The organism is Ancylobacter sp. 3268, assembly GCF_031456575.1.
Taxonomy (GTDB): Bacteria; Pseudomonadota; Alphaproteobacteria; order Rhizobiales; family Xanthobacteraceae; genus Ancylobacter.
This window is the reverse complement of record NZ_JAVDUX010000014.1, coordinates 74,440-98,712: the sequence shown is the minus strand read 5'-3', so window position 1 is coordinate 98,712 and position 24,273 is coordinate 74,440. Positions and strand designations below refer to the sequence as shown.

General features: G+C 67.8%; 21 protein-coding genes. 16 read left to right on the top strand and 5 right to left on the bottom strand.

The window, feature by feature from the left end; genetic code table 11:
• The first annotated feature begins 58 nt into the window (after positions 1-58).
• The 5 genes from J2X65_RS19370 (at position 59) to hisG (ending at position 6,786) form a co-directional block, all read left to right on the top strand.
• Positions 59-1,180, top strand: a complete 1,122-nt coding sequence (locus J2X65_RS19370) for a TIGR03364 family FAD-dependent oxidoreductase (RefSeq protein WP_310204370.1) — start codon at positions 59-61, stop codon at positions 1,178-1,180.
• Between the two features lie 37 nt (positions 1,181-1,217).
• A complete protein-coding gene (phnX, locus tag J2X65_RS19365) occupies positions 1,218-2,018 on the top strand; it encodes a phosphonoacetaldehyde hydrolase (RefSeq protein ID WP_310204367.1) in 801 nt (266 codons plus the stop codon).
• Between the two features lie 261 nt (positions 2,019-2,279).
• Positions 2,280-3,875: a histidine--tRNA ligase gene (gene hisS, locus J2X65_RS19360; protein WP_310204362.1), complete on the top strand. Its 1,596-nt coding sequence runs from the start codon at positions 2,280-2,282 to the stop codon at positions 3,873-3,875.
• A gap of 824 nt (positions 3,876-4,699) precedes the next feature.
• The gene (locus J2X65_RS19355) at positions 4,700-5,818 is read left to right on the top strand and encodes an ATP phosphoribosyltransferase regulatory subunit (protein WP_310204358.1); all 1,119 of its coding nucleotides are present in this window, start codon (positions 4,700-4,702) and stop codon (positions 5,816-5,818) included.
• Positions 5,815-6,786, top strand: a complete 972-nt coding sequence (hisG, locus tag J2X65_RS19350; RefSeq protein ID WP_310204355.1) for an ATP phosphoribosyltransferase — start codon at positions 5,815-5,817, stop codon at positions 6,784-6,786. Before J2X65_RS19355 ends, hisG begins: the two co-directional genes overlap by 4 nt.
• 106 nt (positions 6,787-6,892) lie before the next feature.
• Here the strand turns inward: hisG and cysG are convergent, their stop codons facing one another.
• From cysG to J2X65_RS19330, 4 genes are all read right to left on the bottom strand, one after another.
• Positions 6,893-8,410 (bottom strand): siroheme synthase CysG, encoded by a 1,518-nt coding sequence (gene cysG / locus J2X65_RS19345; protein WP_310204351.1) that lies wholly within the window; start codon positions 8,408-8,410, stop codon positions 6,893-6,895.
• A gap of 119 nt (positions 8,411-8,529) precedes the next feature.
• Positions 8,530-9,027 carry a TIGR00645 family protein gene (locus tag J2X65_RS19340; RefSeq protein WP_310204347.1) on the bottom strand — a complete coding sequence of 166 codons (498 nt, stop codon included), beginning with the start codon at positions 9,025-9,027 and terminating at the stop codon, positions 8,530-8,532.
• Positions 9,028-9,291: 264 nt separating this feature from the next.
• Positions 9,292-9,945 (bottom strand): peptide-methionine (S)-S-oxide reductase MsrA, encoded by a 654-nt coding sequence (gene msrA / locus J2X65_RS19335; protein WP_310204614.1) that lies wholly within the window; start codon positions 9,943-9,945, stop codon positions 9,292-9,294.
• A gap of 63 nt (positions 9,946-10,008) precedes the next feature.
• Entirely contained in the window at positions 10,009-10,299 is a 291-nt protein-coding gene (locus tag J2X65_RS19330) for a hypothetical protein (RefSeq protein ID WP_310204344.1), read from the bottom strand.
• A gap of 278 nt (positions 10,300-10,577) precedes the next feature.
• On the opposite strand from J2X65_RS19330, the gene ccoN reads away from it, so the two are divergent.
• The 11 genes from ccoN (at position 10,578) to J2X65_RS19275 (ending at position 23,952) form a co-directional block, all read left to right on the top strand.
• Positions 10,578-12,290 (top strand): cytochrome-c oxidase, cbb3-type subunit I, encoded by a 1,713-nt coding sequence (gene ccoN, locus J2X65_RS19325; RefSeq protein ID WP_310204341.1) that lies wholly within the window; start codon positions 10,578-10,580, stop codon positions 12,288-12,290.
• 13 nt (positions 12,291-12,303) lie between these two features.
• Positions 12,304-13,074, top strand: coding sequence for a cytochrome-c oxidase, cbb3-type subunit II (gene ccoO, locus J2X65_RS19320; protein WP_310204338.1), 771 nt, complete (start codon positions 12,304-12,306; stop codon positions 13,072-13,074).
• Positions 13,075-13,084: 10 nt separating this feature from the next.
• The gene (locus J2X65_RS19315; protein ID WP_213365058.1) at positions 13,085-13,240 is read left to right on the top strand and encodes a cbb3-type cytochrome c oxidase subunit 3; all 156 of its coding nucleotides are present in this window, start codon (positions 13,085-13,087) and stop codon (positions 13,238-13,240) included.
• Between the two features lie 2 nt (positions 13,241-13,242).
• The gene (gene ccoP, locus J2X65_RS19310) at positions 13,243-14,121 is read left to right on the top strand and encodes a cytochrome-c oxidase, cbb3-type subunit III (protein WP_310204333.1); all 879 of its coding nucleotides are present in this window, start codon (positions 13,243-13,245) and stop codon (positions 14,119-14,121) included.
• Between the two features lie 147 nt (positions 14,122-14,268).
• Positions 14,269-15,726, top strand: a complete 1,458-nt coding sequence (ccoG, locus tag J2X65_RS19305) for a cytochrome c oxidase accessory protein CcoG (protein ID WP_310204329.1) — start codon at positions 14,269-14,271, stop codon at positions 15,724-15,726.
• Between the two features lie 3 nt (positions 15,727-15,729).
• Positions 15,730-16,233 carry a FixH family protein gene (locus tag J2X65_RS19300; RefSeq protein WP_310204326.1) on the top strand — a complete coding sequence of 168 codons (504 nt, stop codon included), beginning with the start codon at positions 15,730-15,732 and terminating at the stop codon, positions 16,231-16,233.
• Between the two features lie 4 nt (positions 16,234-16,237).
• Entirely contained in the window at positions 16,238-18,502 is a 2,265-nt protein-coding gene (locus J2X65_RS19295) for a heavy metal translocating P-type ATPase (RefSeq protein WP_404977758.1), read from the top strand.
• The gene (ccoS, locus tag J2X65_RS19290) at positions 18,499-18,651 is read left to right on the top strand and encodes a cbb3-type cytochrome oxidase assembly protein CcoS (protein ID WP_310204323.1); all 153 of its coding nucleotides are present in this window, start codon (positions 18,499-18,501) and stop codon (positions 18,649-18,651) included. Before J2X65_RS19295 ends, ccoS begins: the two co-directional genes overlap by 4 nt.
• A gap of 10 nt (positions 18,652-18,661) precedes the next feature.
• Positions 18,662-19,804, top strand: coding sequence for a hypothetical protein (locus J2X65_RS19285; protein ID WP_310204606.1), 1,143 nt, complete (start codon positions 18,662-18,664; stop codon positions 19,802-19,804).
• Between the two features lie 81 nt (positions 19,805-19,885).
• Complete coding sequence (locus J2X65_RS19280; protein ID WP_310204321.1) at positions 19,886-23,299, top strand: acyl-[ACP]--phospholipid O-acyltransferase; 3,414 nt, start codon at positions 19,886-19,888, stop codon at positions 23,297-23,299.
• Complete coding sequence (locus tag J2X65_RS19275) at positions 23,299-23,952, top strand: helix-turn-helix domain-containing protein (protein WP_310204318.1); 654 nt, start codon at positions 23,299-23,301, stop codon at positions 23,950-23,952. The genes J2X65_RS19280 and J2X65_RS19275 overlap by 1 nt, the downstream gene beginning before the upstream one ends.
• On the opposite strand, the gene J2X65_RS19270 is transcribed toward J2X65_RS19275, so the two are convergent.
• The gene (locus J2X65_RS19270; protein ID WP_310204315.1) at positions 23,949-24,269 is read right to left on the bottom strand and encodes a YbaB/EbfC family nucleoid-associated protein; all 321 of its coding nucleotides are present in this window, start codon (positions 24,267-24,269) and stop codon (positions 23,949-23,951) included. The two genes, J2X65_RS19275 and J2X65_RS19270, sit on opposite strands and share 4 nt — an antisense overlap.
• Between the last annotated feature and the right edge of the window lie 4 nt (positions 24,270-24,273).

Below are 24,273 nucleotides of genomic sequence, written 5' to 3'. Positions count from 1 at the left end.
GTCGGTGCCGCCGACAGGCTAAGCAGGGCGACGTCGTTCCTCGCGCCGGAATCCACTCATGTCGCAGGCTTTCGATCTTGCCGTCGTCGGCGCGGGCGTCGTCGGCCTCGGCCATGCGCTGGCCGCCATCCGCCGCGGCCTCAAGGTGGTGGTGATCGACCGCGACGCCCAGGCCAACGGCGCCTCCATCCGCAATTTCGGCTTCGTCACCGTCACCGGCCAGCAGCGCGGGCAATGCTGGCGCCGCGCCATGCGTTCGCGCGACATTTGGGCGGAGATCGCGCCTGAGGCCGGCATCGAGGTGGTGCATCGCGGCCTGCTGGTCAGCGTGCGCCGGCCGGAGGCGGAGGCGGTGCTGGAAGCCTTCCTCGCCACCGAGATGGGCGAAGGCTGCGCGCTGCTCTCCGGTGACGAGGCCCGGGCGAAGCTGCCGGCGCTCGATGCCCGCCAGAGCGCCGCGCTGTGGAGCCCGCACGACATGCGGGTGGAATCGCGCCAGGCGATCCCCAAGCTCGCCCGCTGGCTGGAGCAGGCGAAGGGCGTCGCCTTCCACCGCTCCACCGCCGTCACCGGGGTCGAGCCCGGCCGCGTCCACACCGCGACCGGCACCATCGAGGCGGCGCGCATCGTTGTGGCGCCGGGCGACGATTTCCACACCCTGCTGCCCGAGCGCTTCAAGGCCTACAACCTCACCCGCTGCAAGCTGCACATGCTGCGCGTCGCCGACCCGGCGGTGGGCACGCTGCCGGGCTCGGTCATGAGCGACCTCTCGCTCGGCCGCTATCTCGGCTATGCCGAGCTGCCGGAGGCCGCGCCGCTGAAGGCCCGCCTCGCCGCCGAGCAGCAGGCCCAGCTCGACAATGGCGTGCATCTCATCGTGGTGCAGTCGGCAGACGGCTCGCTGGTGGTCGGCGACAGCCATCACTACGCCGCGACGCCCGATCCCTTCGCGCCCGAAGCGGTCGACGAGCTGATCCTCGACGAATATGAAGCGGTGTTCGGCCGCCGTCCGGCGCGCATCCTCGAGCGCTGGACCGGCACCTATGCCTCGGCGCCCGACCGGCTCGCCTTCATCGACCGGCCGGATCCGTCGATCCGCCTCGTGGTGGTGACCAGCGGCACCGGCGCGTCCACCGGCTTCGCCATTGCCGAGGAGGCGGTGGCCGAACTTTTCGACTGACGGTTTGCAACGGGGGCAGCACCTTGGGGGGCATTGCATGGCGCTGAAGGCACTCATACTCGACTGGGCCGGCACGGCGGTCGATTTCGGTTCGCGCGCGCCGATGGGCGCCTTCGTCGAAGCCTTCGCGCAGGTGGGCATCCCGCTCACCATCGAGGAGGCGCGCGGGCCGATGGGCCTGCCCAAGCGCGACCATGTGGCCGCGCTGATCTATGCGCCGGCGGTGTCGCAGCGCTGGCACGCCCTCTACGGCACCGCGCCGACCGAGGCCGATGTCGACCGCGTGCTCGCCATCTTCGAGCCGCTCAATGTCGAGGTCATCCCGCGCCATGCCGACCTCATCCCCGGCCTGCTGGACGTGGTGGCGGGCGCCCGCGCGCGCGGGCTGAAGATCGGTTCCACCACCGGCTATACGCGGCCGATCATGGAGAGGCTGATGCCGCTCGCCGCCGAGGCGGGCTATCGGCCGGACAATGTGGTGTGCGCCGGCGACCTCGCCGCCGGCCGGCCCTCGCCGCTGATGATGTACCGCACCTTTGCCGATCTCGGCGTCTGGCCGGCCTGGGAGTGCGTGAAGATCGACGACACCGAGCCCGGCATCGCCGAGGGGCTCGCGGCGGGGACGTGGACGGTCGGGCTGTCCCTGTCCGGCAACGCCGCCGGCCTGTCCAAGGACGAATTGGCCGCGCTCGCTCCCGACGAGCGCGCGCATCTGCGTGCCCGTGCCTCGGCCAAGCTCTACGGCGCCGGCGCGCATTTCGTCGTCGACACCATCGCCGAGCTGCCGCCGGTGCTGGAGGCCATAGAAGCCCGCCTCGCGGCGGGACTGCGGCCCTGAGGCGCGGCTCTTTCTGTCCCTCTCCCCACTGGGGAGAGGTGGCCCGCGCAGCGGGTCGGTGAGGGGCGACACCATTGGGAAGCCTCGAAGACCCCTCACCCCACCCCTCTCCCCGAGGGGGAGAGGGAGCAGCACGGCTCCGCGGATGCTGCCCATTGAGAAGTGGGACACGCGCCGCAGTACATACACCGCGCCATTGCCGTGCCGCGCCCCATCCTCTAAACCGCGCCGGAACGCATTTCCCAAGGACGGCGCCCCATCATGGCCAAGGACAAACCCACCAGGCTCAAGGCAAGGATGCCGCGCGGCCTCGCCGATCGCGGCCCGGCCGAGCTCGCCTCCACCCGCGCCATGCTCGAGACCATCCGCAAGGTCTATGAGCTCTACGGCTTCGAGGCGCTGGAGACGCCGTTCATCGAATATACCGATGCGCTCGGCAAGTTCCTGCCGGATCAGGACCGCCCGAACGAGGGCGTGTTCTCCTTCCAGGACGATGACGAGCAGTGGCTGAGCCTGCGCTACGACCTCACCGCGCCGCTCGCCCGCCATGTGGCGGAGAATTTCGACCGCCTCGCCAAGCCGTTCCGCTCCTATCGCGCCGGCTGGGTTTTTCGCAACGAGAAGCCCGGCCCCGGCCGCTTCCGCCAGTTCATGCAGTTCGACGCCGACACGGTGGGCGCCCCCACCGTCGCCGCCGACGCCGAGATCTGCATGATGGCCGCCGACACGCTGGAAGCGCTGGGCATCAAGCGCGGCGACTATGTGATCAAGGTCAACAACCGCAAGGTGCTGGATGGCGTGCTGGAAGCCATCGGCCTCGGCGGCGAGGAGAATGCCGGCCGCCGGCTGACCGTGCTGCGGGCCATCGACAAGTTCGACAAGGTCGGGATGCAGGGTGTCAGTGATCTATTGGGCGAGGGACGCTGGGAGAATCCACTAAACGAGAGCGGCGACTTCACCAAGGGCGCGGGGCTTCCTCAGAGTTCAATCAATCGCATCCTTGATCTGTTTGGGATGCGTGACGAAGAAGAGTCGGATGATCTCGAGCCTGGGGCGTGGCCTCCCGATCAAAATAGAGCTCCACCAACCGACGAAGCTCGGGTGACGGAACGGGTCCTGCGTCGATTGCAAAATGTGGCTGGAGACACTGCTACCGGCTCTGCCGGCGTGGAAGAACTCAAAGAAATCTGGAGTCTCGTACATGCCGCCGGCTATGAGGACCGAATTCGCATCGACCCCTCCGTCGTCCGCGGCCTCGAATACTACACCGGCCCCGTCTTCGAAGCCGAACTCACCTTCGAGGTGAAGGACGAAAAAGGCCGTCCCGTGCGCTTCGGCTCGGTGGGTGGCGGCGGGCGCTATGACGGGCTCGTCGGGCGCTTCCGCTCCGAGCCGGTGCCGGCCACCGGCTTCTCCATCGGCGTGTCGCGCCTCGCCTCGGCCCTGAGCTATCTCAAATCGGCCGAGGTGGCCTCCGATTACGGCCCGGTGGTGGTCGTCGTCATGGATCGCGACCAGACCGCGCATTACATGGGCCTCGTCGCCACCCTGCGCAAAGCCGGCATCCGCGCCGAGATGTATCTCGGCAACCCGAAGAATCTCGGCAACCAGTTCAAATATGCCGACCGCCGCAACAGCCCTTGCGTGGTCATCCAGGGCTCGGACGAGCGGGCTGCGGGGCAGGTGCAGATCAAGGACCTGATCGAGGGCGCCAAGGCCGCCGCCGCCATCACCGACAATGCGGAATGGCGCGAAAGCCGCCCGGCGCAGTTCGCCTGCGCCGAGGCCGAGCTGGTGGCCAAGGTGCGCGAGCTGCTCGACCATCACCGCGTCCCGCATGGCGCCGCGCTGGGGTGAGGGTGGGGCTCGACCGGGCGCTCGTCCCGTCCTTGCTTTTGAAAGCCCGGTCTCGCACCGGGCTTTTGCTTTTTCGGCGTCCCGGATATCGGCGATGATCGCGCATGCGGCCGGGGGCTCGCAGCTCTGCGGTGGCCCGCCTCGCCTAACCGATTGGCAGACCAACGAAATCACAAATCTATCCGCCATCCCCGCCGGCTGGTTTATTCTAGACGCACCTCGCTCGATGAAGGGGCGCAACCGGAGCGGCCGATCGCGCGGGCGGGGTGCGGTGGTCCTGCGCGCGGAATAACGCACCGCGTGCCGGACGGCCCAAGCTCTGTGTTCCCGGCCGGCCGTTCCGCCGGTCACGCGGAGAAGCGCGCTCGCGCGCGACGCACCGCACAGCGGAGGATAGCAAGGCCCAAGTCCTCCGGGGACCATGGAGAGCAAGCCACAAAACACCGCGTGCGGGACGCCGGGTTCGGGGTTTCGGTTGGTTGACTAAAGGCTTGCACCACCTGTCTAACCTCGGTGCAGGCGGCCGCCGGAGCGATCCGGCCAGGCGTCCCGCGCGCCCTTCGGCGCCGGGCAAGACCCGTCCCGCGCGCCCTTCGGGCGCAAGGGAGAATACCCGTCCCCCGCCTTCGGCGGCGGGATGCCGTGCCCGTCAGACCTCCGGCCGCTCGCGGCGCGGAGCTTTTGGCGCTTGTTCGCCGCACCTCTGCGGAAACCATGTCACGTGCCGTGCATGGACCCGGCCGGCCCGCTTTGCTAGAAGCCGCGGACCCGATGCCGGCCGAGGGACGTCCTTTCGCCCCGGCGCGCATGCCAGAGACGAGACGATGACCGCCGCCCCCAATCACGCCGAGGAACTGCTCGCGCTTTATGCCCGCGCCGGCTATGGGCGTGTCGATCCGCCGGTGCTGCAGCCGGCCGACGCCTTTCTCGATCTCTCCGGCGAGGCGATGCGCCGCACCATGTTCGTCACCACGGCGGAGGATGGCAGCGAGCTCTGCCTGCGCCCGGACCTCACCTTGCCGGTGTGCCGGCTCTATATCGAGGGCGGCGCCGCCCAGCCGCGCGATTTCTCCTATCTCGGCCCGGTGTTCCGCTCGGATGCGCCGAACGGCGAGTTCCTGCAGGCCGGCGTCGAATCCTTCGGCCGGCCGGACCGCGAGGCCGCCGATGCCGAGCTGCTGGCGCTGGGCCTCGAGACCGCCGCGCTGTGGGGCGTCACCGAGCCGAATGTCCGCCTCGGCGATGCCGGCCTGTTCGCCGCGCTGCTCGACGCGCTCGACCTGCCGCCCGGCTGGCGGCGGCGGCTGGTGAAGGACTTCGCCCGTTCCGGCGATCTCGGTGCCGATCTCGCCATGCTGCGCGAGCGTCCCGCCGGCGGCGGGGTGGCCGCCCATGCCGGCGTGCTGAAGGCGCTGGCCGGTTCCGACAAGGCGGCGGCGCACGCCCTCGTCACCGATCTCATCTCGATCGCCGGCATCTCGACGGTGGCCGGCCGCTCGGTGTCGGAGATCGCCGAGCGCTTCCTCGAACAGGCGGCCTCGGGCGACGCCGAGGGGCTGCCGGTCGAGAAGGTCGCGGTGCTGGAGCGCTACCTCGCCATCTCCGGCGAGCCGGACGCCGCCGCCCGCGCGCTGCGCAGCCTCGCCGACGATGCCGCGCTCGACCTGTCGGCACCGCTCGACGCCTTCGAGACCCGCACCAATTTCCTCGCCGCCCAGGGGGTCGAGGTCGAGCGGCTGCACTTCGCCGCCGCCTTCGGCCGCCCGCTCGACTATTACACCGGCATGGTGTTCGAGCTGCACGAGAACGGCGGCGACACCCCGCTGGTCGCCGGCGGCCGCTATGACGGGCTGCTTGCCCGCCTCGGCGCGCCGTCTCCGGTGCCGGCGGTCGGCTTCGCGGTCTGGCTTGGCCGGCTCGATGCGCTGGAGACCCGTTCATGAGCGCGCTTATCGTCGCCGTCCCCTCCAAGGGCCGCCTGCAGGAGAACGCCTCGGCCTTCTTCGCCCGCGCCGGCATGGGGCTCGCCCAGTCGCGCGGCGCCCGCGACTATCGCGGCACGCTTACCGGCGTCGAGGGGGTGGAGGTCGCCTTTCTCTCGGCCTCCGAGATTGCCGCGCAGCTCGCCGCCGGCGCGGTGCATCTCGGTGTCACCGGAGAGGATCTGGTGCGCGAGAACATCCCCGATGCGGATTCCAAGGTGCTGCTGGTCGAGGGGCTCGGCTTCGGCCACGCCAATGTGGTGGTGGCGGTGCCGCAGGCCTGGATCGACGTGCGCACCATGCGCGATCTCGACGATGTGGCGACGCATTTCCATGCCAGCCGCGGCCGCCGCATGCGGGTGGCGACGAAATATCTCAACCTCACCCGCGGCTTCTTCGCCCGCCACGGCATTGTCGACTACCGCATCGTCGAAAGCCTCGGGGCCACCGAGGGCACGCCGGCCGCCGGCACGGCGGAGCTGATCGTCGACATCACCACCACGGGCGGCACGCTCGCCGCCAACGGGCTGAAGGTGATCGAGGACGGCGTGATGCTGCGCTCGGAGGCCAACCTCGTCGCCTCGCTGAACGCGTCCTGGACGGAGGCGGCACGGGCCGCCGTTCGCGCGCTGTTTGATCGCATCACCGCTGCCAAGCGCGCCGCGACGATGCGGGAGGTGAAGACGCGGTTTTCCGCCTGCGACAGCGCGATCGTGGCGGAGGCGGTCGAGCGCTTCCGCGCCGTCGCGCCGTTCGGCGCGCCGACCTCGTCGGGCATGGTGACGCTGCACTGTCCTCCGGACACGCTGCACGGGCTTGCGGTGTTCCTGCGCGAGAAGGGCGCGGCGAGCGTCTCGGTCGGTCCGCTGGACTATGTCTTCGCCGCCGAGAACCCGCTTTACGCCAGGCTGGCGGCGCGGCTGGGCTAGATCATTTCTGGCGAACACCGGTTTGCCGGAAATGATCTAGCTTATTGTTCTGACGCGTTTTCTTCCTGCGAAGTGGAATCCACTTCGCTCGAAAACGCTCTAGCGTTCAGCCGCGCGCCGCCCGCTCCGTGTCGTCCTCTGCCATCCGCGCGATGGCGAATTCCTCCGCCTCGCCAATGGCGAAGCCGAACAGGATCAGGCAGGGGCCCGGCGGCACACCACTAAACTTATCCGCCATGGCCGCATCGAGCTTATCCTTCAGCGTCGCGACGGTCGCCGCTACCCGGAATTCTTCCGGACGGGTGGCGGAGAAGATGGCGAGGGCGGGGGTATGTGGATCGAGGCCGGCGGCCATGGCCTTCTCGGCGAGTTCGCCCCAGGTGCGCTGGGGCATGTAGACCACGGTGGTCGCCGCCCTGTCGGCGAGCGACGTCCAGTCGAGATCAACAGGCAGCTTGCCGTCGCGCGCATGGGCGGTGACGAATTGCAGCCGGCGCGCATGGTCGCGATGGGTCAGCGACACCGCCATCCGGCTCGCTGCGCCCTGGGCCGCGGTAATGCCCGGCACCACCTCGATGGGCAGGCCGGCGGCGCGGGCGGCGGTGATTTCCTCGCCGGCACGGCCGAACACCATCGGGTCGCCGCCCTTGAGCCGCACCACCCGCTTGCCCTGGCGGGCGAGCGTCACCATCAGCGCGTTGATGTCGTCCTGCTTGCAGGAGGGCTTGTAGCCGGATTTGCCGACCAGCGTCTTCCTAGCCTCGCGGCGGGCGAGATCGAGCACTGCCGGCGCCACCAGGTCATCATAGAGCACCACGTCGGCGGCCTGCAGCACCCGCACCGCTTTCAGGGTCAGCAGTTCGGGGTCGCCCGGCCCGGCGCCGACGAGGGCGATGGAGCCTCGGCCTTCCTCCTCGCGCCCGGCGCGCGCACGCGCGAGGAGATCGTCGCGCAGCGTTTCGTTCGGGGTGGCATCCGGGGTTACCAGCGCGTGGCGGGCGAAGCGTTCCCAGAACCGGCGCCGGCCGTGGTGGCCGAGGCCGAGCGCGGTGACGAAGGGACGCCAGCTCCGCGCCGCTTCGGCCCAGTGCCGGAAGCCCTGCGGAATCACCGATTCGATCTTGGCCCGCACCGCCTGGCCGAACACCGGCGCCGCGCCGTCGGTGGAGATTCCGACCACCAGCGGCGAACGGTTGACGATGGCGCCGAAGGCGAAGTCGCAGAAGGCCGGCTTGTCGACGACGTTCACCGGCACGCCGGCCGCCCGCGCCGCCGCGGCGAACCGGGCACCCTCCGCATCGTCCTCGATGGCGCCGATGGCGAGAGCGGCGCCGGCAAGGTCCTCCGGCGTCCAGTCGCGCGCATGCAGCGTGATGCGTTCGCCCGCCTCGATGGCGAGCGATGCGAGGGCGGGCGAGATGTCGACGGCATAGACATGCAACTGCGCCCCGGCGGCGGCGATCAGCTCCGCCTTCCAGGCCGCGGCATCCGAGCCACCGGCCAGCACCACCCGGCGACCTTCCAGCGCGAAGAAAACCGGCAGCCGGGCAAGCGGCGCCATGCGCCCGCCATTCTGCTCGGCAGGGCGGCGGGGAGAAGGAGGAGCGCCGGGTGTAGCGGCCATAGCGGATCTCTTGACGACACGTCACAAGGCGCCGCCCTGTCGGACGGCGACGCGGTAAACGCCCATTATACCATGGCCCGATCGGCCGTGAACGGCAGACCGGCGGGAGGGCGCCGGTCTCAGTGGCTCTTTTCGGAGAGCTTGTCGGTCCAGGCCAGCACGACGCCGGAGACCACGAAAACCACATGGATGATGACGAGCCAGGTGAGCTGCTTCTCGTCGACGCCCCGGTCGAGATTCATGAAGGCCTTCAACAGCGCGATCGCGGAGATGGCGACGATGGAGGCGAGCAGCTTCTGCTTCAGCCCGGCAAAATCGACCTTGGTCATCCATTCCGGCCAGTCGGCATGGCCCTCGGCGTCGATCTTGGAAACGAAATTCTCATAGCCGGAGAAGATGACGATGATGACCAGGCTGCCGGTAAAGGTGAGGTCGATCAGAGCCAGGATGCCGAGGATGGTGTCGTTCTCGTCGAAGGCGTTGGCATGGCTGACGAAATGCCACAGCTCGGCGCCGAATTTGAACAGCAGCACCAGCAGCGCGATGACGAGCCCGATATAGAACGGCGCCATGATCCAGCGGCTGACGAAAATGAAGCGTTCGATCAGTTTTTCCATGTCCCGCCTGTCCTCGCCACGCTGGTCTTGGTCGCGCCTGTCCGCGATCCGACCGCAGGCGGCCGTTCCTCTCGCAGCTGCGAGATGGGTGGCATGACCTGGCGGCGGGTTCAAGAGGAAAGGCGTGATCGGTTGCCGGTCCCGACATCGGTGCGATGCGCGACGGAGGCGGTGGCGGCAGCGACCGCGCAGGGCAGATCGCCGAAACGAAAATGGCCGGGGGTGTCCCCGGCCATTGCCTGCTGGATGATGGGAAAAGACGCCTCAGGCGCCGACGCCGGTGCCGATCTGGCAGGAGACGCCGGTGCCGCCGAGGCCGCAATAACCGCCGGGATTCTTGGCGAGATATTGCTGGTGGTAGCCTTCGGCGAAGTAGAATTCCGGCGCCGGCACGATCTCGGTGGTGATGGGATCGTAGCCCTCGGTCCGCAGCGCCGCCTCATAGCTGGCCTTGCTCGCCTCCGCCGCCCGCTGCTGCTCGGGCGAGAGCGTGTAGATGCCGGAGCGATACTGGGTGCCGATATCGTTGCCCTGCCGCATGCCCTGGGTCGGGTCGTGTGCTTCCCAGAACACCTTGAGCAGCTCGTCGTAGCTCACCATTTTGGGGTCGTAGACCACCAGCACCGCCTCGGTGTGGCCGGTGCGGCCGGAGCAGACTTCGTCATAGGTGGGGTTGAGCGTCGGTCCGTTGATATAGCCGACCGCGGTCACCCAGACGCCCGGCGTCTGCCAGAACTTGCGTTCGGCGCCCCAGAAGCAGCCCAGCGCGAAGATGGCCGTCTCCAGCCCCTCGGGATAGGGGCCCTTGAGCGGCCGGCCGGAGACGAAATGCGTCGATGCCGTCGGCAGCGGCGCGGCCCGGCCCGGCAGCGCCTCGGACGGAGTCGGCAATTCCAGAGATTTCTTGAAGAAGAACATGGTCACGTCCCTCGCTTTTCCGCGCCCCGATATGGTGATTCGGTGGTGCGATTGCGAGGGGGGTCAGGCGCGTTTGCGCCCGATCAGGATTAGAAGGATGCCGAGCACCACCAGCACCGCCGCCAGCGGCGCTTCGAGCAGCGGCGTGGCCAGGCTTCCCCAGCTTCCGCCCGGCAGGTCGGTGTCGCCCAGCGCCTGCCCGAGACCCGTCGCGCTTGCCGCTGCCCAGGCATCACCGAACGGGGTGTAGAGCAGGCGCGAGGCGGCGATGGAGCGCACCCCGTCCAGCACCACCACCACGAAGCCGCCGGCGAGCACCCACACGCCGAGAAAGCGCAGCAGAAACCGTATCATGGGCCCTCATTCACGATCCGGATGCAGGGCGCGCCTCGCATCCCGCATCCGGTCTAGGCGAGCGCTGCCGGGCTGGCAAGCACGGACGAGCCGCGGTTCATCGCATGGCCTTCGTCGGGATGCCGACGGGCAGGTCTGCGGCCTGCGTCACCTCGCCGATCCGTGATGTTCCTTAGAGTTGATGTGAATCAAGGCTGTGCCTCGCACCTGCCCCGATGGTCCGACCGGACTTTGGAGACGCCCGCACTGCTTCGGCCGCCGGGCAGGTGGAGGGTTTTATGCGTCAATTGCCAACGGGCGCGGAGCCGGATCCCGTCAGGGTGCCTCGGCAGATCAGCAAGAGCCTCACCTTCGGCGAGGGCGGGCTGGTGGCGAGCCTCGTGCTGCTGGCGCTTGCCTCGCTCACGGTGGCCGCGGGGGCGGAGACGACGGCTTATGCCTTTCATGCCTGGCTGACCGTGCTCGCCAGCCTCGCGGCCGTCTTCGTGATCATCAGCCATCATGTGGAGCGGCCGGCGGCACTGCCCCCGCGCGAGGTGGATGGCCGGCCGAACTACAATTTCGGCCCGGTGAAGTTCGCCACGGTGGCGGCGGTCGTCTGGGGCATCGCCGGTTTCCTGGTCGGCGTGATCATTGCCTTCCAGCTCGCCTTCCCGGCGCTGAATTTCGATCTGCCCTGGACCGCCTTCGGCCGGCTGCGGCCGTTGCACACCTCGGCAGTGATCTTCGCCTTCGGTGGCAATGTGCTGATCGGCACCTCGTTCTATGTGGTGCAGCGCACCTGTCACGCCCGGCTGGCGGGCTATCTGGCGCCGTGGTTCGTGGTGCTCGGCTACAATTTCTTCATCGTCATCGCCGGCACCGGCTATCTGCTCGGCATCACCCAGGGCAAGGAATATGCCGAGCCCGAATGGTATGCCGATCTGTGGCTGACCGTGGTGTGGGTCACCTATCTGCTGGTGTTCCTCGGCACGATCTGGCGCCGCAGGGAGCCGCACATCTATGTGGCGAACTGGTTCTATCTCGCCTTCATCGTCACCATCGCCGTGCTGCATCTCGGCAACAATGCCAGCGTGCCGGTGTCGATCTATTCGCCCAAGTCCTACATCGTCTGGTCGGGCGTGCAGGATGCGATGGTGCAGTGGTGGTACGGCCACAACGCGGTTGGCTTCTTCCTCACCGCCGGCTTCCTCGCCATCATGTACTACTTCATTCCCAAGCGGGCTGACCGGCCGGTCTATTCCTACCGGCTGTCGATCGTGCATTTCTGGGCGCTGATCTTCATCTACATCTGGGCCGGCCCGCACCACCTGCACTACACCGCGCTGCCGGACTGGGCGCAGACACTCGGCATGACCTTCTCGGTCATCCTGTGGATGCCGAGCTGGGGCGGCATGATCAACGGCCTCATGACCCTGTCGGGTGCCTGGGACAAGCTGCGTACCGACCCGGTACTGCGCATGCTGGTTGTGTCGGTCGCCTTTTACGGCATGTCGACCTTCGAGGGTCCGCTCATGTCGGTGAAGGCGGTGAACTCGCTCAGCCACTACACTGACTGGACCATCGGCCATGTGCATTCCGGCGCGCTGGGCTGGGTCGCCTACATCTCCTTCGGTGCGCTCTACTGCCTGGTGCCGTGGCTGTGGAACAAGCGCGAGCTCTATTCGCTGAAGCTGGTCAACTGGCACTTCTGGATCTCGACGCTGGGTATCGTCTTCTACATCTCGGCAATGTGGGTGGCGGGCATCCTGCAAGGCCTGATGTGGCGCGCCTACACCTCGCTCGGCTTCCTCGAATACTCGTTCATCGAGACCGTCGAGGCGATGCACCCCTTCTATGTGATCCGCGCCATAGGCGGCGTGCTGTTCCTGATCGGCGCCCTGATCATGGCCTTCAACCTGTGGATGACCGTGCGTTCGCCCGACGTCGAGCCGATCGCCAGCCACGCCACCAGCCCTGCCCCCGATGCCGCTCTCGTGCCGGCCGAGTGAGGAGCGCCCGTCCATGGCAACCGCGACCAATTCCAAGCCGGCCCACACGCCGACGCTCTGGCAGAAACATGCCTTCCTGGAGAAGAACTCGATCTGGCTGATCATCGGCATCCTGCTGGTGATCTCGGTCGGCGGTCTCGTCGAGATCGTGCCGCTGTTCTACCTGAAGAGCACCATCGAGAAGGTTTCCGGCGTGCGTCCCTGGACGCCGCTGGAGCTTGCCGGGCGCAACATCTATGTCCGCGAGGGCTGCTACAACTGCCATTCGCAGATGATCCGCCCGCTGCGCGACGAGGTCGAACGCTACGGCCACTACTCGCTGGCGGCCGAGAGCATGTACGACCGGCCGTTCCAGTGGGGCTCCAAGCGCACCGGGCCGGACCTCGCCCGCGTCGGCGGCAAATATTCCGACGAGTGGCAGCGCCAGCATCTCGCCGATCCGCGCTCGGTGGTGCCGGGCTCGATCATGCCAGGCTATCCATTCCTCGCCGAGAGCCGGTTGGAAGCGGCCGATATCGGGCAGGACATGAAGGTGAACGCTCTCTACGGCGTTCCCTATACCGAGGAGATGATCGCCGCCGCCGCGGTCGACCTGCGCACCCAGGCGACCACCGACGCCGCCGACGCCGAGGCGCTGCAGCAGCGCTATCCCGGCGCACAGATCCGCGATTTCGACGGCAACCCGGCCTTCGTCTCCGAGGCCGATGCGCTGATCGCCTATCTGCAGGCGCTCGGCACCATGGTCGACTTCAAGCTGTACGACGACAAGGCCAACATCCGGTGAGGCACCGCACATGAATGAGACCTATCGCGCTCTCGCCGAATTCGCCCAGACCTGGGGCCTTCTCTACTTCGTCGCGCTGTTCGCCTGCGTCCTCGCCTACGCGCTGTCGCCCCGGCGCCGGCACGAGTTCGAGGAAGCCGCGCGCCTGCCTCTGAGCGAGGATTGATCATGGCCGACATGCATCGCCAAAACATCGACGCCGTCAGCGGCGTCCCCACCACCGGCCATGATTGGGATGGCATCCGCGAACTCAACAACCCGCTGCCGCGCTGGTGGCTGTGGACCTTCTATGCCTGCATCGCCTGGGCAGTGGTCTACTGGGTGCTGTTCCCGGCCTGGCCGCTGGTGACCGGCTACACTTATGGCCTGCTCGGGTGGAAGTCGCGCGAGGCGATCCAGAGCGACCTCGCCCAACTCAGGGGGCAGCGCGCGGCGTTTGCCGACAAGCTGGCGGCGGCCAGCCTGCCGGAGATCGAGCAGAATCCCGAATTGCTCGCCTTTGCCCGCGCGCAGGGCCGTGCCGCTTTCGGCGATAATTGCGCGCCCTGCCACGGGGCGGGCGCGGCCGGCACCAAGGGCTACCCGAATCTCAACGACGATGACTGGTTGTGGGGCGGCACGCTCGACCAGATCCACGCCACCATCCAGCACGGCGCCCGCTCCGCCGATGCGGACGCGCATGTCGGCGACATGCCGGCCTTCGGGCGTGACGGCATGCTGCCACGCCCGGATATCGGTGCCGTCGCGGATTATGTGCGGCACCTCGCCGGCCTCGCCCCGGCGCCTGGAGCGGATCTCGCCAAGGGTGGGGAAGTGTTCGCCGCCAATTGCGCCGCCTGCCACGGCGCCGAGGGCAAGGGCAACCAGGAACTGGGCGCGCCGAACCTCACCGACCCGATCTGGCTCTACGGTTCGGACCGCGCGACCATCATCCAGACCATCAGCAATGGCCGGGCCGGGCTCATGCCGGCATGGAAGGGGCGCCTCGACGACGGCACCCTCAAGGCCCTCACCGTCTATGTCCACACCCTGGGTGGCGGCCTGTAGCGCCGGCGAACGCGGCGGGACGTCCCGGCGATATCCCGCCGCATAAGCAATTTTCCCGCCCGTCATCGCCCGGATCAAAAGCGGCGGCGGTGGCCGGTACACAGAAGCGGCGGTGCCGGCAGATGGTTCCGCATGCCGGGGAATGAGATGAACGCCGCCACGCCGTCCGACACCGCATCATCCCTCGACGACGTTCCGCTTTACGAGGCGCGGCGCAAGATCTACCCGATCGCGGTGCGCGGTACCTTCCGGCGCATCAAGTGGACGCTGCTCGTCGTCACCCTCGGCATCTACTACCTGCTGCCCTTCGTGCGTTGGGACCGCGGGCCGGGCGCTCCCTCGCAGGCGGTGCTGGTCGATTTCCCCAACAGCCGCTTCTACTTCTTCTTCATCGAAATCTGGCCGCAGGAGATCTACTATCTCACCGGCCTGCTGATCCTCGCGGCGCTCGTGCTGTTCCTGATGAACGCGGTGGCCGGGCGTGTCTGGTGCGGCTATCTCTGCCCGCAGACGGTGTGGACCGACCTGTTTCAGGCCATCGAGCGCCTGGTCGAGGGCGATCCGCGCCAGCGCCGCGAGAAACTGAAGACCGCCTCGCCCACCCGTCGCGCCTTCGAGGCCGCTTCCAAGCACGTGCTCTGGCTGATGGTCGCCTGGTGGACCGGCGGCGCCTGGGTGCTCTATTTCGCCGATGCCCCCACCCTGGTGATGCAACTCCTCAAGGGCGAGGCGCCGGCCGTCGCCTATGTGTGGATCGGCATTCTCACCTTCACGACCTATGTGCTCGCCGGCCACATGCGCGAGCAGGTTTGTACCTATATGTGCCCTTGGCCGCGCATCCAGGCGGCGCTTACCGACGAGTACGCGCTCAACGTCACCTACCGCTATGATCGCGGCGAGCCGCGCGGCTCCCTGAAGAAGACCCAGGCGCTCAAGCTCCAGGGCTTGCCGGGTGGCGATTGCGTCGATTGCCGCCAATGCGTCTCGGCCTGTCCGACCGGGGTCGACATCCGCGACGGCTTGCAGCTTTCCTGCGTGCAGTGCGGCCTGTGCATCGACGCTTGCGATACGGTGATGAACAAGATCGGCCGTCCCACCGGCCTGATCGCCTATGACACCGAGATGAACGTGCAACGCCGCCAGCGTGGCGAGGCGCCGATCTACCGGATCCTGCGCCCTCGCACGGTGCTCTATACCGCGCTGATCGTGCTGATCGGCGGTCTGATGGCCGTGGTGCTGGCGACCCGTGATTCGGAGGGGCTGGCGGTGATCCACGACCGCAACCCCCTGTTCGTGCAATTGTCCGATGGCTCGATCCGCAATGGCTACACGCTGCGGCTCGTCAACAAGCAGCTGGTGCCGCGCCGTTTCGCCATCGCCGTCGAGGGCGTGCCCGAGGCGCGGCTGGAAGTGGTGGGCGAGGCAGCATCCGCCAGCAGCGATCCGGTGGTTTCCGTCGGTCCGGATCAGACCCACGAGATCCGTGTGCTCGTTTCCACCGCAGCCCGGCTGCCGGCGAACGCATCGCTCGGGCTTGTCTTCCATCTCACCGACGTGGCGGGCGGCGAGACGGTGTCGGTTGCCGATCATTTCAAGGGACCCTGAGCCATGATGCATCCGCTTGCCTCCGCGCCGAATGCATCGGCTGCCGGCCGCCCGCTCACCGGCCGGATGGTGCTCGCCTGCTTCGTCGGCTTCTTCGGCGTGGTGTTCCTCGCCAATTTCATTCTGGTCCGCGCGGCGCTTTCCAGCTTCGGTGGAGTGGAGACCGAGAGCTCCTACAAGGCCGGCCTCGCCTTCGCCCGGGAGGCCGACGCCGCCGCCCGGCAGGAGGCGCTGCACTGGCAGGTCGCGGCTCATGTGGCGGACGGCGTTTTCGAGGCGAGCGCCCGCGACGCTGCCGACCAGCCGCTGCCCGATCTCGCCATTGCTGCGGTGTTGCATCATCCGACCGACCGCCGGCTGGATATCGTCATCGACGCGGAACCGGCCGGCCCAGGCGTATGGAGGGCTGCTCCTGCCGTGCCTCCCGGCCAGTGGGCACTGATGATCGATCTGTCGCGCCACGGTGAGCGGCAGTTCCGTTCGCAGAACCGGGTATGGACGAGGTAGCGACATGACCACCGGCCAAGCCAGCATCGGTGACGTCTTCGACCTGTCGGCCGGGGCGCCGGCCGCATCCTCGGCAACGGCGCCGGCGCACGACCTGTCGCTCTATCTGCGCCAGGAAGCGGATGGGCGGATGGCGATGGACTTCGCTATCGAGGGCATCGATTGCGCCGCTTGCATTGACGAGATCGAGGATGCGGTGGAGGGGCTCCCCGGTATTGCCGAGGCGCGGCTGAATTACACCAGCCATCGTCTCGCAGTGGCATGGCGTGCCGCCGCCGATCCCGCGGCGGTGTTCGCCGCGCTCACCGGCATCGGCTACAAAGCCTATCCGTTCGGGGCCGACACGGCGGAGCAGATCGAGCGCAACATCGCCCGTCATCTGTTGCGCTGCCTCGCGGTGGCCGGCTTCGCCGCGATGAACATCATGCTGCTGTCGGTGTCGGTGTGGTCGGGCAACGTCTCCGACATCGACCCCGAGACCCGCGATCTGTTCCACTGGCTCTCGGCGCTGATCGCGCTGCCGGCCTGTGCCTATGCCGGCCAGCCGTTCTTCCACAGCGCCCTGCGCGCCCTGCGCAACCGTGCGCTCAATATGGATGTCCCGATCACACTCGGCGTCATGTTGGCGCTGGGTGTGTCGGTCTACGAGACGCTGCACCATGCTGAGCATGCCTATTTCGACTCGGCTGTGATGCTGCTGTTCTTCTTGTTGACCGGGCGCTATCTCGACCATGCCATGCGCCGCAAAACCCGCATCGAGGCTTCCAACCTCGCGGCGCTCAAGGCGGAGACGGCCAACCGGCTCGATGCCGCCGGCGGCATCACGCTGGTGCCGGCCGCGGCGGTGAAGCCGGGTGATCTCCTGCTGGTACGCGCCGGCGAGAGGGTGCCGGTGGACGGCTTCGTGGTCTCCGGCCGCGCGGCGGTGGATGAGAGCCTGGTCACCGGAGAGACGCTGCCGCGCGATGCCGCGGCGGGAGCAACGGTGCATGCCGGCGCCCTCATTCATTATGGCGTGCTCTATCTGCGCACCACGGCAGTCGGCGAAGACACCTTTCTCGTCGAGGTGGAGCGACTGCTGGAACGGGCATCCACCGAGCGCAATCGCTATGTCCGCCTCGCCGATCGTGCCGCCCGGCTCTATGCGCCGATGGTGCATGCCACGGCGCTGCTGTCGCTGGTCGGCTGGCTCCTTGCCGGAGCTTCGCTGCATCATGCGGTGCTGATCGCGGTGGCGGTGCTGATCATCACCTGCCCCTGCGCGCTGGCGCTCGCGGTGCCGGCGGTGCAGGTCGTCGCCTCCGGCACGCTGATGCGTGCCGGGGTGCTGATCAATGCCGGCGACGCCTTCGAGCGGCTGGCGGAGATCGACACGGTGGTGTTCGACAAGACCGGCACGCTCACCACCCCCGAGCCGCACCTGGCCAATGCCGACGTGCTCTCACCGGCGCAGCTGGAGATCGCCGGTCGGCTGGCGGCCGGCAGCACGCATCCGCTCGCCTGCGCGGTGGCCGCCGCAGTGCCTGGAGCCACCCCCTATCCCGAGACGCGCGAAGTCGCCGGTTCCGGCGTCGAGGTGGAAGTGGACGGCGTGCTCGCCCGGCTCGGCAGCCCGGAGTTCTGCGGCTGCCATGATTTGCCGGTGGAGGACGCGGTTGCCGACGCCTCCCTCGTCGCCCTGCGCGTGGGCGAGGAGCGGGCACTGTTGGTGGTCCGCCAGACGCTGCGAACGGATGCGGTGGAGGTCATGCGGCGGCTGCGCGTCATGGGCAAATCCCTGGTCATCGTCTCCGGCGACCGGCCGGCGGCGGTGATGCCGGTGGCCGAGGTGCTCGGCATCGCGGAATGGCAGGGCGAGGCGACGCCGGCCGACAAGATCGCGACGCTGGAGCGGCTGACGGCGCGCGGCCGGCGGGTGCTGATGGTCGGCGACGGCATCAACGACGCCCCCTCACTTGCCGCCGCTCATGTCTCGATGTCGCCGATCGCCGCCGCCGACGTCACGCGGGCTCAGGCGGACCTGGTGTTTCTTGGCGACAGGCTGGCACCGGTGGTGGCGGCCATCGCGGTGGCGGCCAGCGCGCGACAATTGATGCGCGAGAACCTGATCATCGCCGTCATCTACAATCTGTTCGCCGTGCCGCTGGCCATCGCCGGCTTCGTCACTCCGCTGGTGGCGGCGGTGGCGATGTCCGGCTCCTCGGTCATCGTCACGCTGAACGCCCTACGCGCCCGGCTGCATAGCGCTGAAAGGGAGGCAAACGCATGAGCGTGCTCATCTATCTCCTGCCCCTGGCGCTGGGCCTCGGGCTCACCGCCTTGGGAGCCTTCATGTGGACCTTGCGCTCCGGTCAATATGACGACCTGGAGGGTGCCGCGGTGCGCGTGCTCAGCGATGACGACCTGAAGCGGCGATGAGAGCGTGACCATGGGCGTGGAGAGCTTCGGCGCCGACATGGCGGAAATTCGTGCCGGACGGCTCGGCTGTGCTTGCCCGGAAGACGCTGCCCGGCTGCTGCGCCGCGTGCCGGGCGAAGCGAGGCTCGCCGCAGGCTTCGCGCTGGTGGTGCTGGCGCAAGCGCTGACCATCGGCGTGCTGCCGCTCGCCGGGGCGATGCTGGCGGATGACCCGCGACTTGCGGCGTTGCCGCTGGCGGCACTCATCTGCGGGGCGGCAGCGGCGAGCGTGCCGGCTGCTTTCTTGCTGGGCTCCTTCGGTCGCCGGGCCGGGTTCGCGCTCGGCGCCAGCCTCGGCGTCGCCGGCGGGCTGATCGGCGCCCACGGCATCCATGCGGCGTCCTTCCGCGAGCTGGTTGTCGGCTGCGTCTGGCTTGGAGCGGCACAAGGCTTCGGCATGTTCTACCGCCACGCTGCCGCCTTCGGTGCCGGAGCGGGCATGCGCGGCGCCGCGGTCGGCAGATTGCTTGCCGCCGGAGCGCTGGCGGGATTGATCAGTCCCGTGCTGGCGGGCGCGGTTGAGGCGCTGTTCGTACCGTTCATCTTTGTCGGCACGCTGCTCGCCGCTACGCTCGCCCAGCTTGGCGTGCTGCTCTTCGCCGTATCGCTTCCTGCTGCGCGCTTCGCCCATGCCGACGATGGCGTGGGAGCGGGCCAGCACAAGGCGCTTGGCTGGCAGGCGATTGCCGGGCCGACGCTGATCGCCGTGCTCGCCTGGGGTGCCATGAGCGCCGGCATGTCCAGCGCGCCGCTCGGTCTCATAGCTTGCGGCGTGGGTGCCCCAGCAGTGACCGGTTTTGTCGCCTGGCATGTGGTTGCGATGTACGCACCCGCCCTGGTGGGCGGCAGGCTGGCCGAGCATATCGGCGCCGGCCGCCTCGCCCTAGCGGGGCTGGCGCTGGCCTTCGGCAGCCTCGCCGCCGTCCGCCTTGCCGAGGGAGCCGGCGGCCTCGCCTTGGCCTTCATGGGCGTCGGAGCCGGCTGGTCGCTGACCAGCCTCGGCGCGACGCTGGTCTTGCATGCCCGTGGCCGAGCCACGCGTGCGCAACTCGCCGTGCATGACGGCGTGATCCTGCTCGGCGCCCTGGCCGGCGTCCTCCTCGGCGCGATGTGAAAATCGCGGCGCAATCGCCGATTGACGCAACGGCTTCCATTTTGTAAGTGATCGTTCACTAACAAAATGGAGGGAGCGCTGATGTTCACGCGGCTGATGATGGCACGGCGTTTCGCGCCGTTGTTCTGGGCCCAGTTTTTCAGCGCCTTCAACGACAATTTCGTGAAGAACGCCCTCGCTCTGCTAATCCTTTACGGGCTTGGCGAAACCCATGGCGGCGCCCTCGTCACCGCCGCCGGCGGCGTGTTCATCCTGCCCTTCTTCCTGCTTTCCGCGCTCGGCGGCCAGCTGGCCGACCGCTATGACAAGGCGCTGGTGGCGCGCCGGCTGAAATTCGCCGAGATCTGGATCATCCTCGTGGCGGTGATCGGCTTCGTGCTGCAGTCCCTGCCGCTGCTCTTTGTCGGTCTGTTCTTCATGGGTGCGCTCAGCGCGCTGTTCGGCCCGGTGAAATACGGCATCCTGCCGGATCACCTCGCCAAGGAGGAACTGGTCTCCGGCAATGCGCTGATCGAGATGGCAACCTTCATCGCCATCCTTGCCGGCACCGTGGGGGGTGCCATAGCCATCACTCATACGGGGGAATGGTCGGTCGCCGTCTTCACTTTCGTGGTGACGGTTTTCACTTGGCTCGCCGCCCGCCTCATTCCGCCGACCGGCGCTGCGGCGCCGGATCTCCGGATCGACACCAACATCCTGCGCGCCACCGTTCAATTGCTCGGGGAACTCAGAACCCGCCGCACGGTGTGGGTGGGTGCGCTAATCGTTAGCTGGTTCTGGCTAATCGGCGCGGTTGTGCTGTCCCTGCTGCCGACGATGGTGCAGGAGAATATCGGTGGCGACCAGAGCGTCGTCACCCTGTTCCTGATGCTGTTCACCGTGGGCGTCGCCATCGGCTCCATCCTGGCGGCCAAGCTGTCGGAAGGGCACATATTGCTGGCGCTGGTGCCGCTCTCCGGCGTCACGCTCGGCATTTTCGCGCTGCTCATCGCCTGGGGCATCGCCGGGGAGCCGACCCCGGCGGCGCTGATGGGCTGGCGGGAATTCCTCGCCACCGCCTCCGGCCCTTGGATCGCCCTGGCGCTCACCGGGCTCGCGGCCTCGGGAGGTGCCTTCGTGGTGCCGACCTTCGCCTATGTGCAGAGTGAGGCGCCGGAGGACCAGCGGGCCCGGGTGATTGCCGCCAACAATGTGCTCAACGCCGCCTTCATGACCGCAGCGGCGGTCGTGGTCGCGCTGCTGCAATTCGCCGGCGCCGGCGTGCCGCTGCTGATGGCGTTGGTCGGGATTTCCACGCTGCTGGTCGCGGTCGGGGTGGGGCGCGCCTTCCAGGGCCATGTGCTGCGGGACCTGATCCGCGTCATCTTCCGGGTGCTGTTCCGCGTCGAGGTCTCCGGGGCCGAGCATCTACGCGCCAATGGCCAGCGCACCGTGGTGGCGATCAACCATGTGAGCTTCCTCGACGCGCCGCTGATCATGGCGCTGCTCGACAATGATCCGATCTTTGCAGTCGATGCCGGCATCGCCCAGAAGTGGTGGGTCAAGCCATTCCTCGAGCTGGTGCGTGCGTTCCCGCTCGACCCGACCCGGCCGCTGGCCACCCGCGACCTCATCCGCCTGGTGCAGCAGGGCGAAACGCTGGTGATCTTCCCCGAGGGCCGCATCACCGTGACCGGCTCGATCATGAAGATCTATGACGGCTCGGCGTTGGTCGCCGACAAGTCGGACGCGCAGATCGTCCCCGTACGCATCGAGGGGCTGGAGCAAACCCCCTTCTCGCGCCTCACCGCGGACCAGACCCGCAAGCGCTGGTTTCCCAAAGTGCGCGTCACCATCCTGCCGCCGCGCCGCCTGAAAGTGGATCCCGAGCTTTTCGGCCGCAAGCGGCGTCGCGCGGCCGGCGCCGGCCTCTACGACGTGATGAGCGACCTGGTGTTCGAGACCAGCCATACCGGCACGACGCTCTACGAGGCGGTGGAGGCGACGGCAGATCGCCTCGGCCGCGGGCGGCTGATCGTCGAGGATCCGCTGGGCACTCAGCTCACCTATCGCAAGCTGTTCCTCGGCGCCAAGATACTCGGCGCCAAGCTTGCGGCGCTGACCGGGCCGGGCGAGACCGTGGGCGTGCTGCTGCCGAATGCCGCCGGCATCGCCGTGGTGCTGCTCGGCCTGCACCGCCATGGCCGTGTTCCGGCCATGCTCAACTACACGGCCGGCGCCGCCAATCTCGTTTCCGCCTGCAAGACGGCGAAGCTGACCACCGTCGTCTCCTCCAGGACCTTCATCGAGAAGGCGCGGCTGGAGCCGGAACTCGCCGAACTCGCCAAGCATGTGCGGATCGTGATGACGGAGGACGTGCGCGCGGGCATCACGTCGTTCGACAAGCTGAAGGGCTTCCTGCCGGCGCGCCTGCCGGTGAAGATGGACCCGGATGGCCCTGCCTTCATCCTGTTCACATCAGGGTCCGAGGGTGTGCCGAAGGGTGTGGTGCTAAGTCATCGCAACATGCTGGCCAATGTGGCGCAGGTGGCGGCGCGCATCGACTTCTCGCCGGCCGACATCATCTTCAACGTGCTACCGGTGTTCCATTCCTTCGGCCTGCTTGGCGGGCTGGTACTGCCCATCGTTTCCGGCACCAAGACCTATCTCTATCCCTCGCCGCTGCACTACCGGATCATCCCCGAGCTGGTCTACGCCACCAATGCCACCGCCATCTTCGGCACCGATACCTTCCTTTCCGGCTATGCTCGCACGGCCAATCCCTATGATTTCCGTTCGCTGCGCTTCGTGGTTGCCGGCGCCGAGCCGGTGAAGGCGGAGACCCGGCGGGTCTGGATGGAGCGCTTTGGCCACCGCATCCTCGAGGGCTACGGCGTGACGGAGTGCTCGCCCGTGGTGGCGGTGAATACGCCGATGTTCAATAAGGCGGGCACCGTCGGGCGTATCCTGCCGGGCATAAGTTACCGTCTCGAAGCCGTGACCGGCATCGAAGATGGCGGCCGGCTTCACGTAAAGGGCCCGAACATCATGCTCGGCTATCTGCGTGCCGAGGCGCCGGGCGAGATGCAGCCGCCGGAGGGCGGCTGGTACGACACCGGCGACATCGTCGCCGTCGACGATGAGGGCTTCGTCGCCATTCGCGGCCGGGCCAAGCGCTTTGCCAAGGTCGCCGGCGAGATGGTCTCGCTGGCAGCCGTCGATGCGATGGTGGCGGCGCTGCGGCCGGATGCCGAACATGTCGCGGTCGCCATCCCCGATGCGAGAAAAGGCGAGCGTATTCTGTTGCTTACCACCGCCACCGACCTCACACGCGCTGCCTTGCAGGCGCATGGACGCGAGCTTGGTACCACCGAGTTGATGATCCCGGCCGAGGTGTTGCCGATGGACAGCCTACCGCTGCTCGGCTCCGGCAAGGTCGATTTCATGGCGGCCCGGAACAAGGCGCTCGAGGCCGTGGCGGCGCGCAGTGTCGCCCCGCGTAGCGGCGAGGCCTGATGGTGCCGCCCATCGCCACCTCCGACCGTCGCGGTCGCGACGGCACGCGCACCCGCGCGCGGATCGAGGAAGCCGCGCTTCGGCTGTTCGCGGCGCGCGGAGTGGCGGGCACCTCGGTGCGGGAAATCGCCGAGGCGGTGGGGGTGTCGGAGGGCGCGCTGTACCGCCATTTCGCCTCCAAGGAAGAACTGGCACGCGCACTCTTTCTTGATCGCTACGCCAGCTTGGCGCAGTCGATTCGTGATATGGCTCAGCGACATACGGATCTGTCGTCACGCCTGCGGGCGGTGATCGACTTCGGCTGCCGACTGTTCGACGAGGAACCGGCGCTGTTCGCCTATCTCCTTATCAGCCAGCACGATCATCTCGCCCATGTGCCGGACGATTGCGAGCACAACGCCGTTGCAGCGCTGGCCGAACTGCTGGCCGGGAGCGTCGATGACGGCTTCGAGCTGCCACAGCCGCCGGCAATGGCGGCAGCCATGGCTCTCGGGGCGCTGGTGCAGCCGGCGGTGTTCGCGCTCTATGGCCGGCTTGACGGCCCGCTGTCGCGCCATGCGCCGACCATCACCGATGGCGTGCTCCGGCTTCTGCGGGCACCGGCCCCGCGGGGAGCTGAGAGGTCAAAAGACCTCGATAATTCAATTGGCTAGAACAGCTTCAGTCCGGGCGGGATCGGCAGTCCGGCGGTGAGTGCCTGGGTGCGCTCCTGGATCAGCCTTTCGCCCTTGACCCGCGCGTCACCATGAGCGGCGACGATCAAATCCTCAAGGATTTCAGCCTCTTCCGCCTTGAGCAGGCTGGGATCGATGGTGATTCCCTTCAGGGCGCCCTTGGCGCTCATGCGCACCATCACCATGCCGCCGCCGGAAGCGCCCTCGACCTCGATGGCGTCGAGCTCGGCCTGCATCTGCTCCATGCGGGCCTGCATTTCCTTCACCTTGGACATCATGCCGAGCAGGTCTTTCATGCGG

Coding starts and splice junctions, on each gene's coding strand:
- J2X65_RS19370 (WP_310204370.1), top strand. CDS start 59: ATGTCGCAGGCTTTCGATCTTGCCGTCGTCGGCGCGGGCGTCGTCGGC.
- phnX (WP_310204367.1), top strand. CDS start 1,218: ATGGCGCTGAAGGCACTCATACTCGACTGGGCCGGCACGGCGGTCGAT.
- hisS (WP_310204362.1), top strand. CDS start 2,280: ATGGCCAAGGACAAACCCACCAGGCTCAAGGCAAGGATGCCGCGCGGC.
- J2X65_RS19355 (WP_310204358.1), top strand. CDS start 4,700: ATGACCGCCGCCCCCAATCACGCCGAGGAACTGCTCGCGCTTTATGCC.
- hisG (WP_310204355.1), top strand. CDS start 5,815: ATGAGCGCGCTTATCGTCGCCGTCCCCTCCAAGGGCCGCCTGCAGGAG.
- cysG (WP_310204351.1), bottom strand. CDS start 8,410: ATGGCCGCTACACCCGGCGCTCCTCCTTCTCCCCGCCGCCCTGCCGAG.
- J2X65_RS19340 (WP_310204347.1), bottom strand. CDS start 9,027: ATGGAAAAACTGATCGAACGCTTCATTTTCGTCAGCCGCTGGATCATG.
- msrA (WP_310204614.1), bottom strand. CDS start 9,945: ATGTTCTTCTTCAAGAAATCTCTGGAATTGCCGACTCCGTCCGAGGCG.
- J2X65_RS19330 (WP_310204344.1), bottom strand. CDS start 10,299: ATGATACGGTTTCTGCTGCGCTTTCTCGGCGTGTGGGTGCTCGCCGGC.
- ccoN (WP_310204341.1), top strand. CDS start 10,578: ATGCGTCAATTGCCAACGGGCGCGGAGCCGGATCCCGTCAGGGTGCCT.
- ccoO (WP_310204338.1), top strand. CDS start 12,304: ATGGCAACCGCGACCAATTCCAAGCCGGCCCACACGCCGACGCTCTGG.
- J2X65_RS19315 (WP_213365058.1), top strand. CDS start 13,085: ATGAATGAGACCTATCGCGCTCTCGCCGAATTCGCCCAGACCTGGGGC.
- ccoP (WP_310204333.1), top strand. CDS start 13,243: ATGGCCGACATGCATCGCCAAAACATCGACGCCGTCAGCGGCGTCCCC.
- ccoG (WP_310204329.1), top strand. CDS start 14,269: ATGAACGCCGCCACGCCGTCCGACACCGCATCATCCCTCGACGACGTT.
- J2X65_RS19300 (WP_310204326.1), top strand. CDS start 15,730: ATGATGCATCCGCTTGCCTCCGCGCCGAATGCATCGGCTGCCGGCCGC.
- J2X65_RS19295 (WP_404977758.1), top strand. CDS start 16,238: ATGACCACCGGCCAAGCCAGCATCGGTGACGTCTTCGACCTGTCGGCC.
- ccoS (WP_310204323.1), top strand. CDS start 18,499: ATGAGCGTGCTCATCTATCTCCTGCCCCTGGCGCTGGGCCTCGGGCTC.
- J2X65_RS19285 (WP_310204606.1), top strand. CDS start 18,662: ATGGGCGTGGAGAGCTTCGGCGCCGACATGGCGGAAATTCGTGCCGGA.
- J2X65_RS19280 (WP_310204321.1), top strand. CDS start 19,886: ATGTTCACGCGGCTGATGATGGCACGGCGTTTCGCGCCGTTGTTCTGG.
- J2X65_RS19275 (WP_310204318.1), top strand. CDS start 23,299: ATGGTGCCGCCCATCGCCACCTCCGACCGTCGCGGTCGCGACGGCACG.
- J2X65_RS19270 (WP_310204315.1), bottom strand. CDS start 24,269: ATGAAAGACCTGCTCGGCATGATGTCCAAGGTGAAGGAAATGCAGGCC.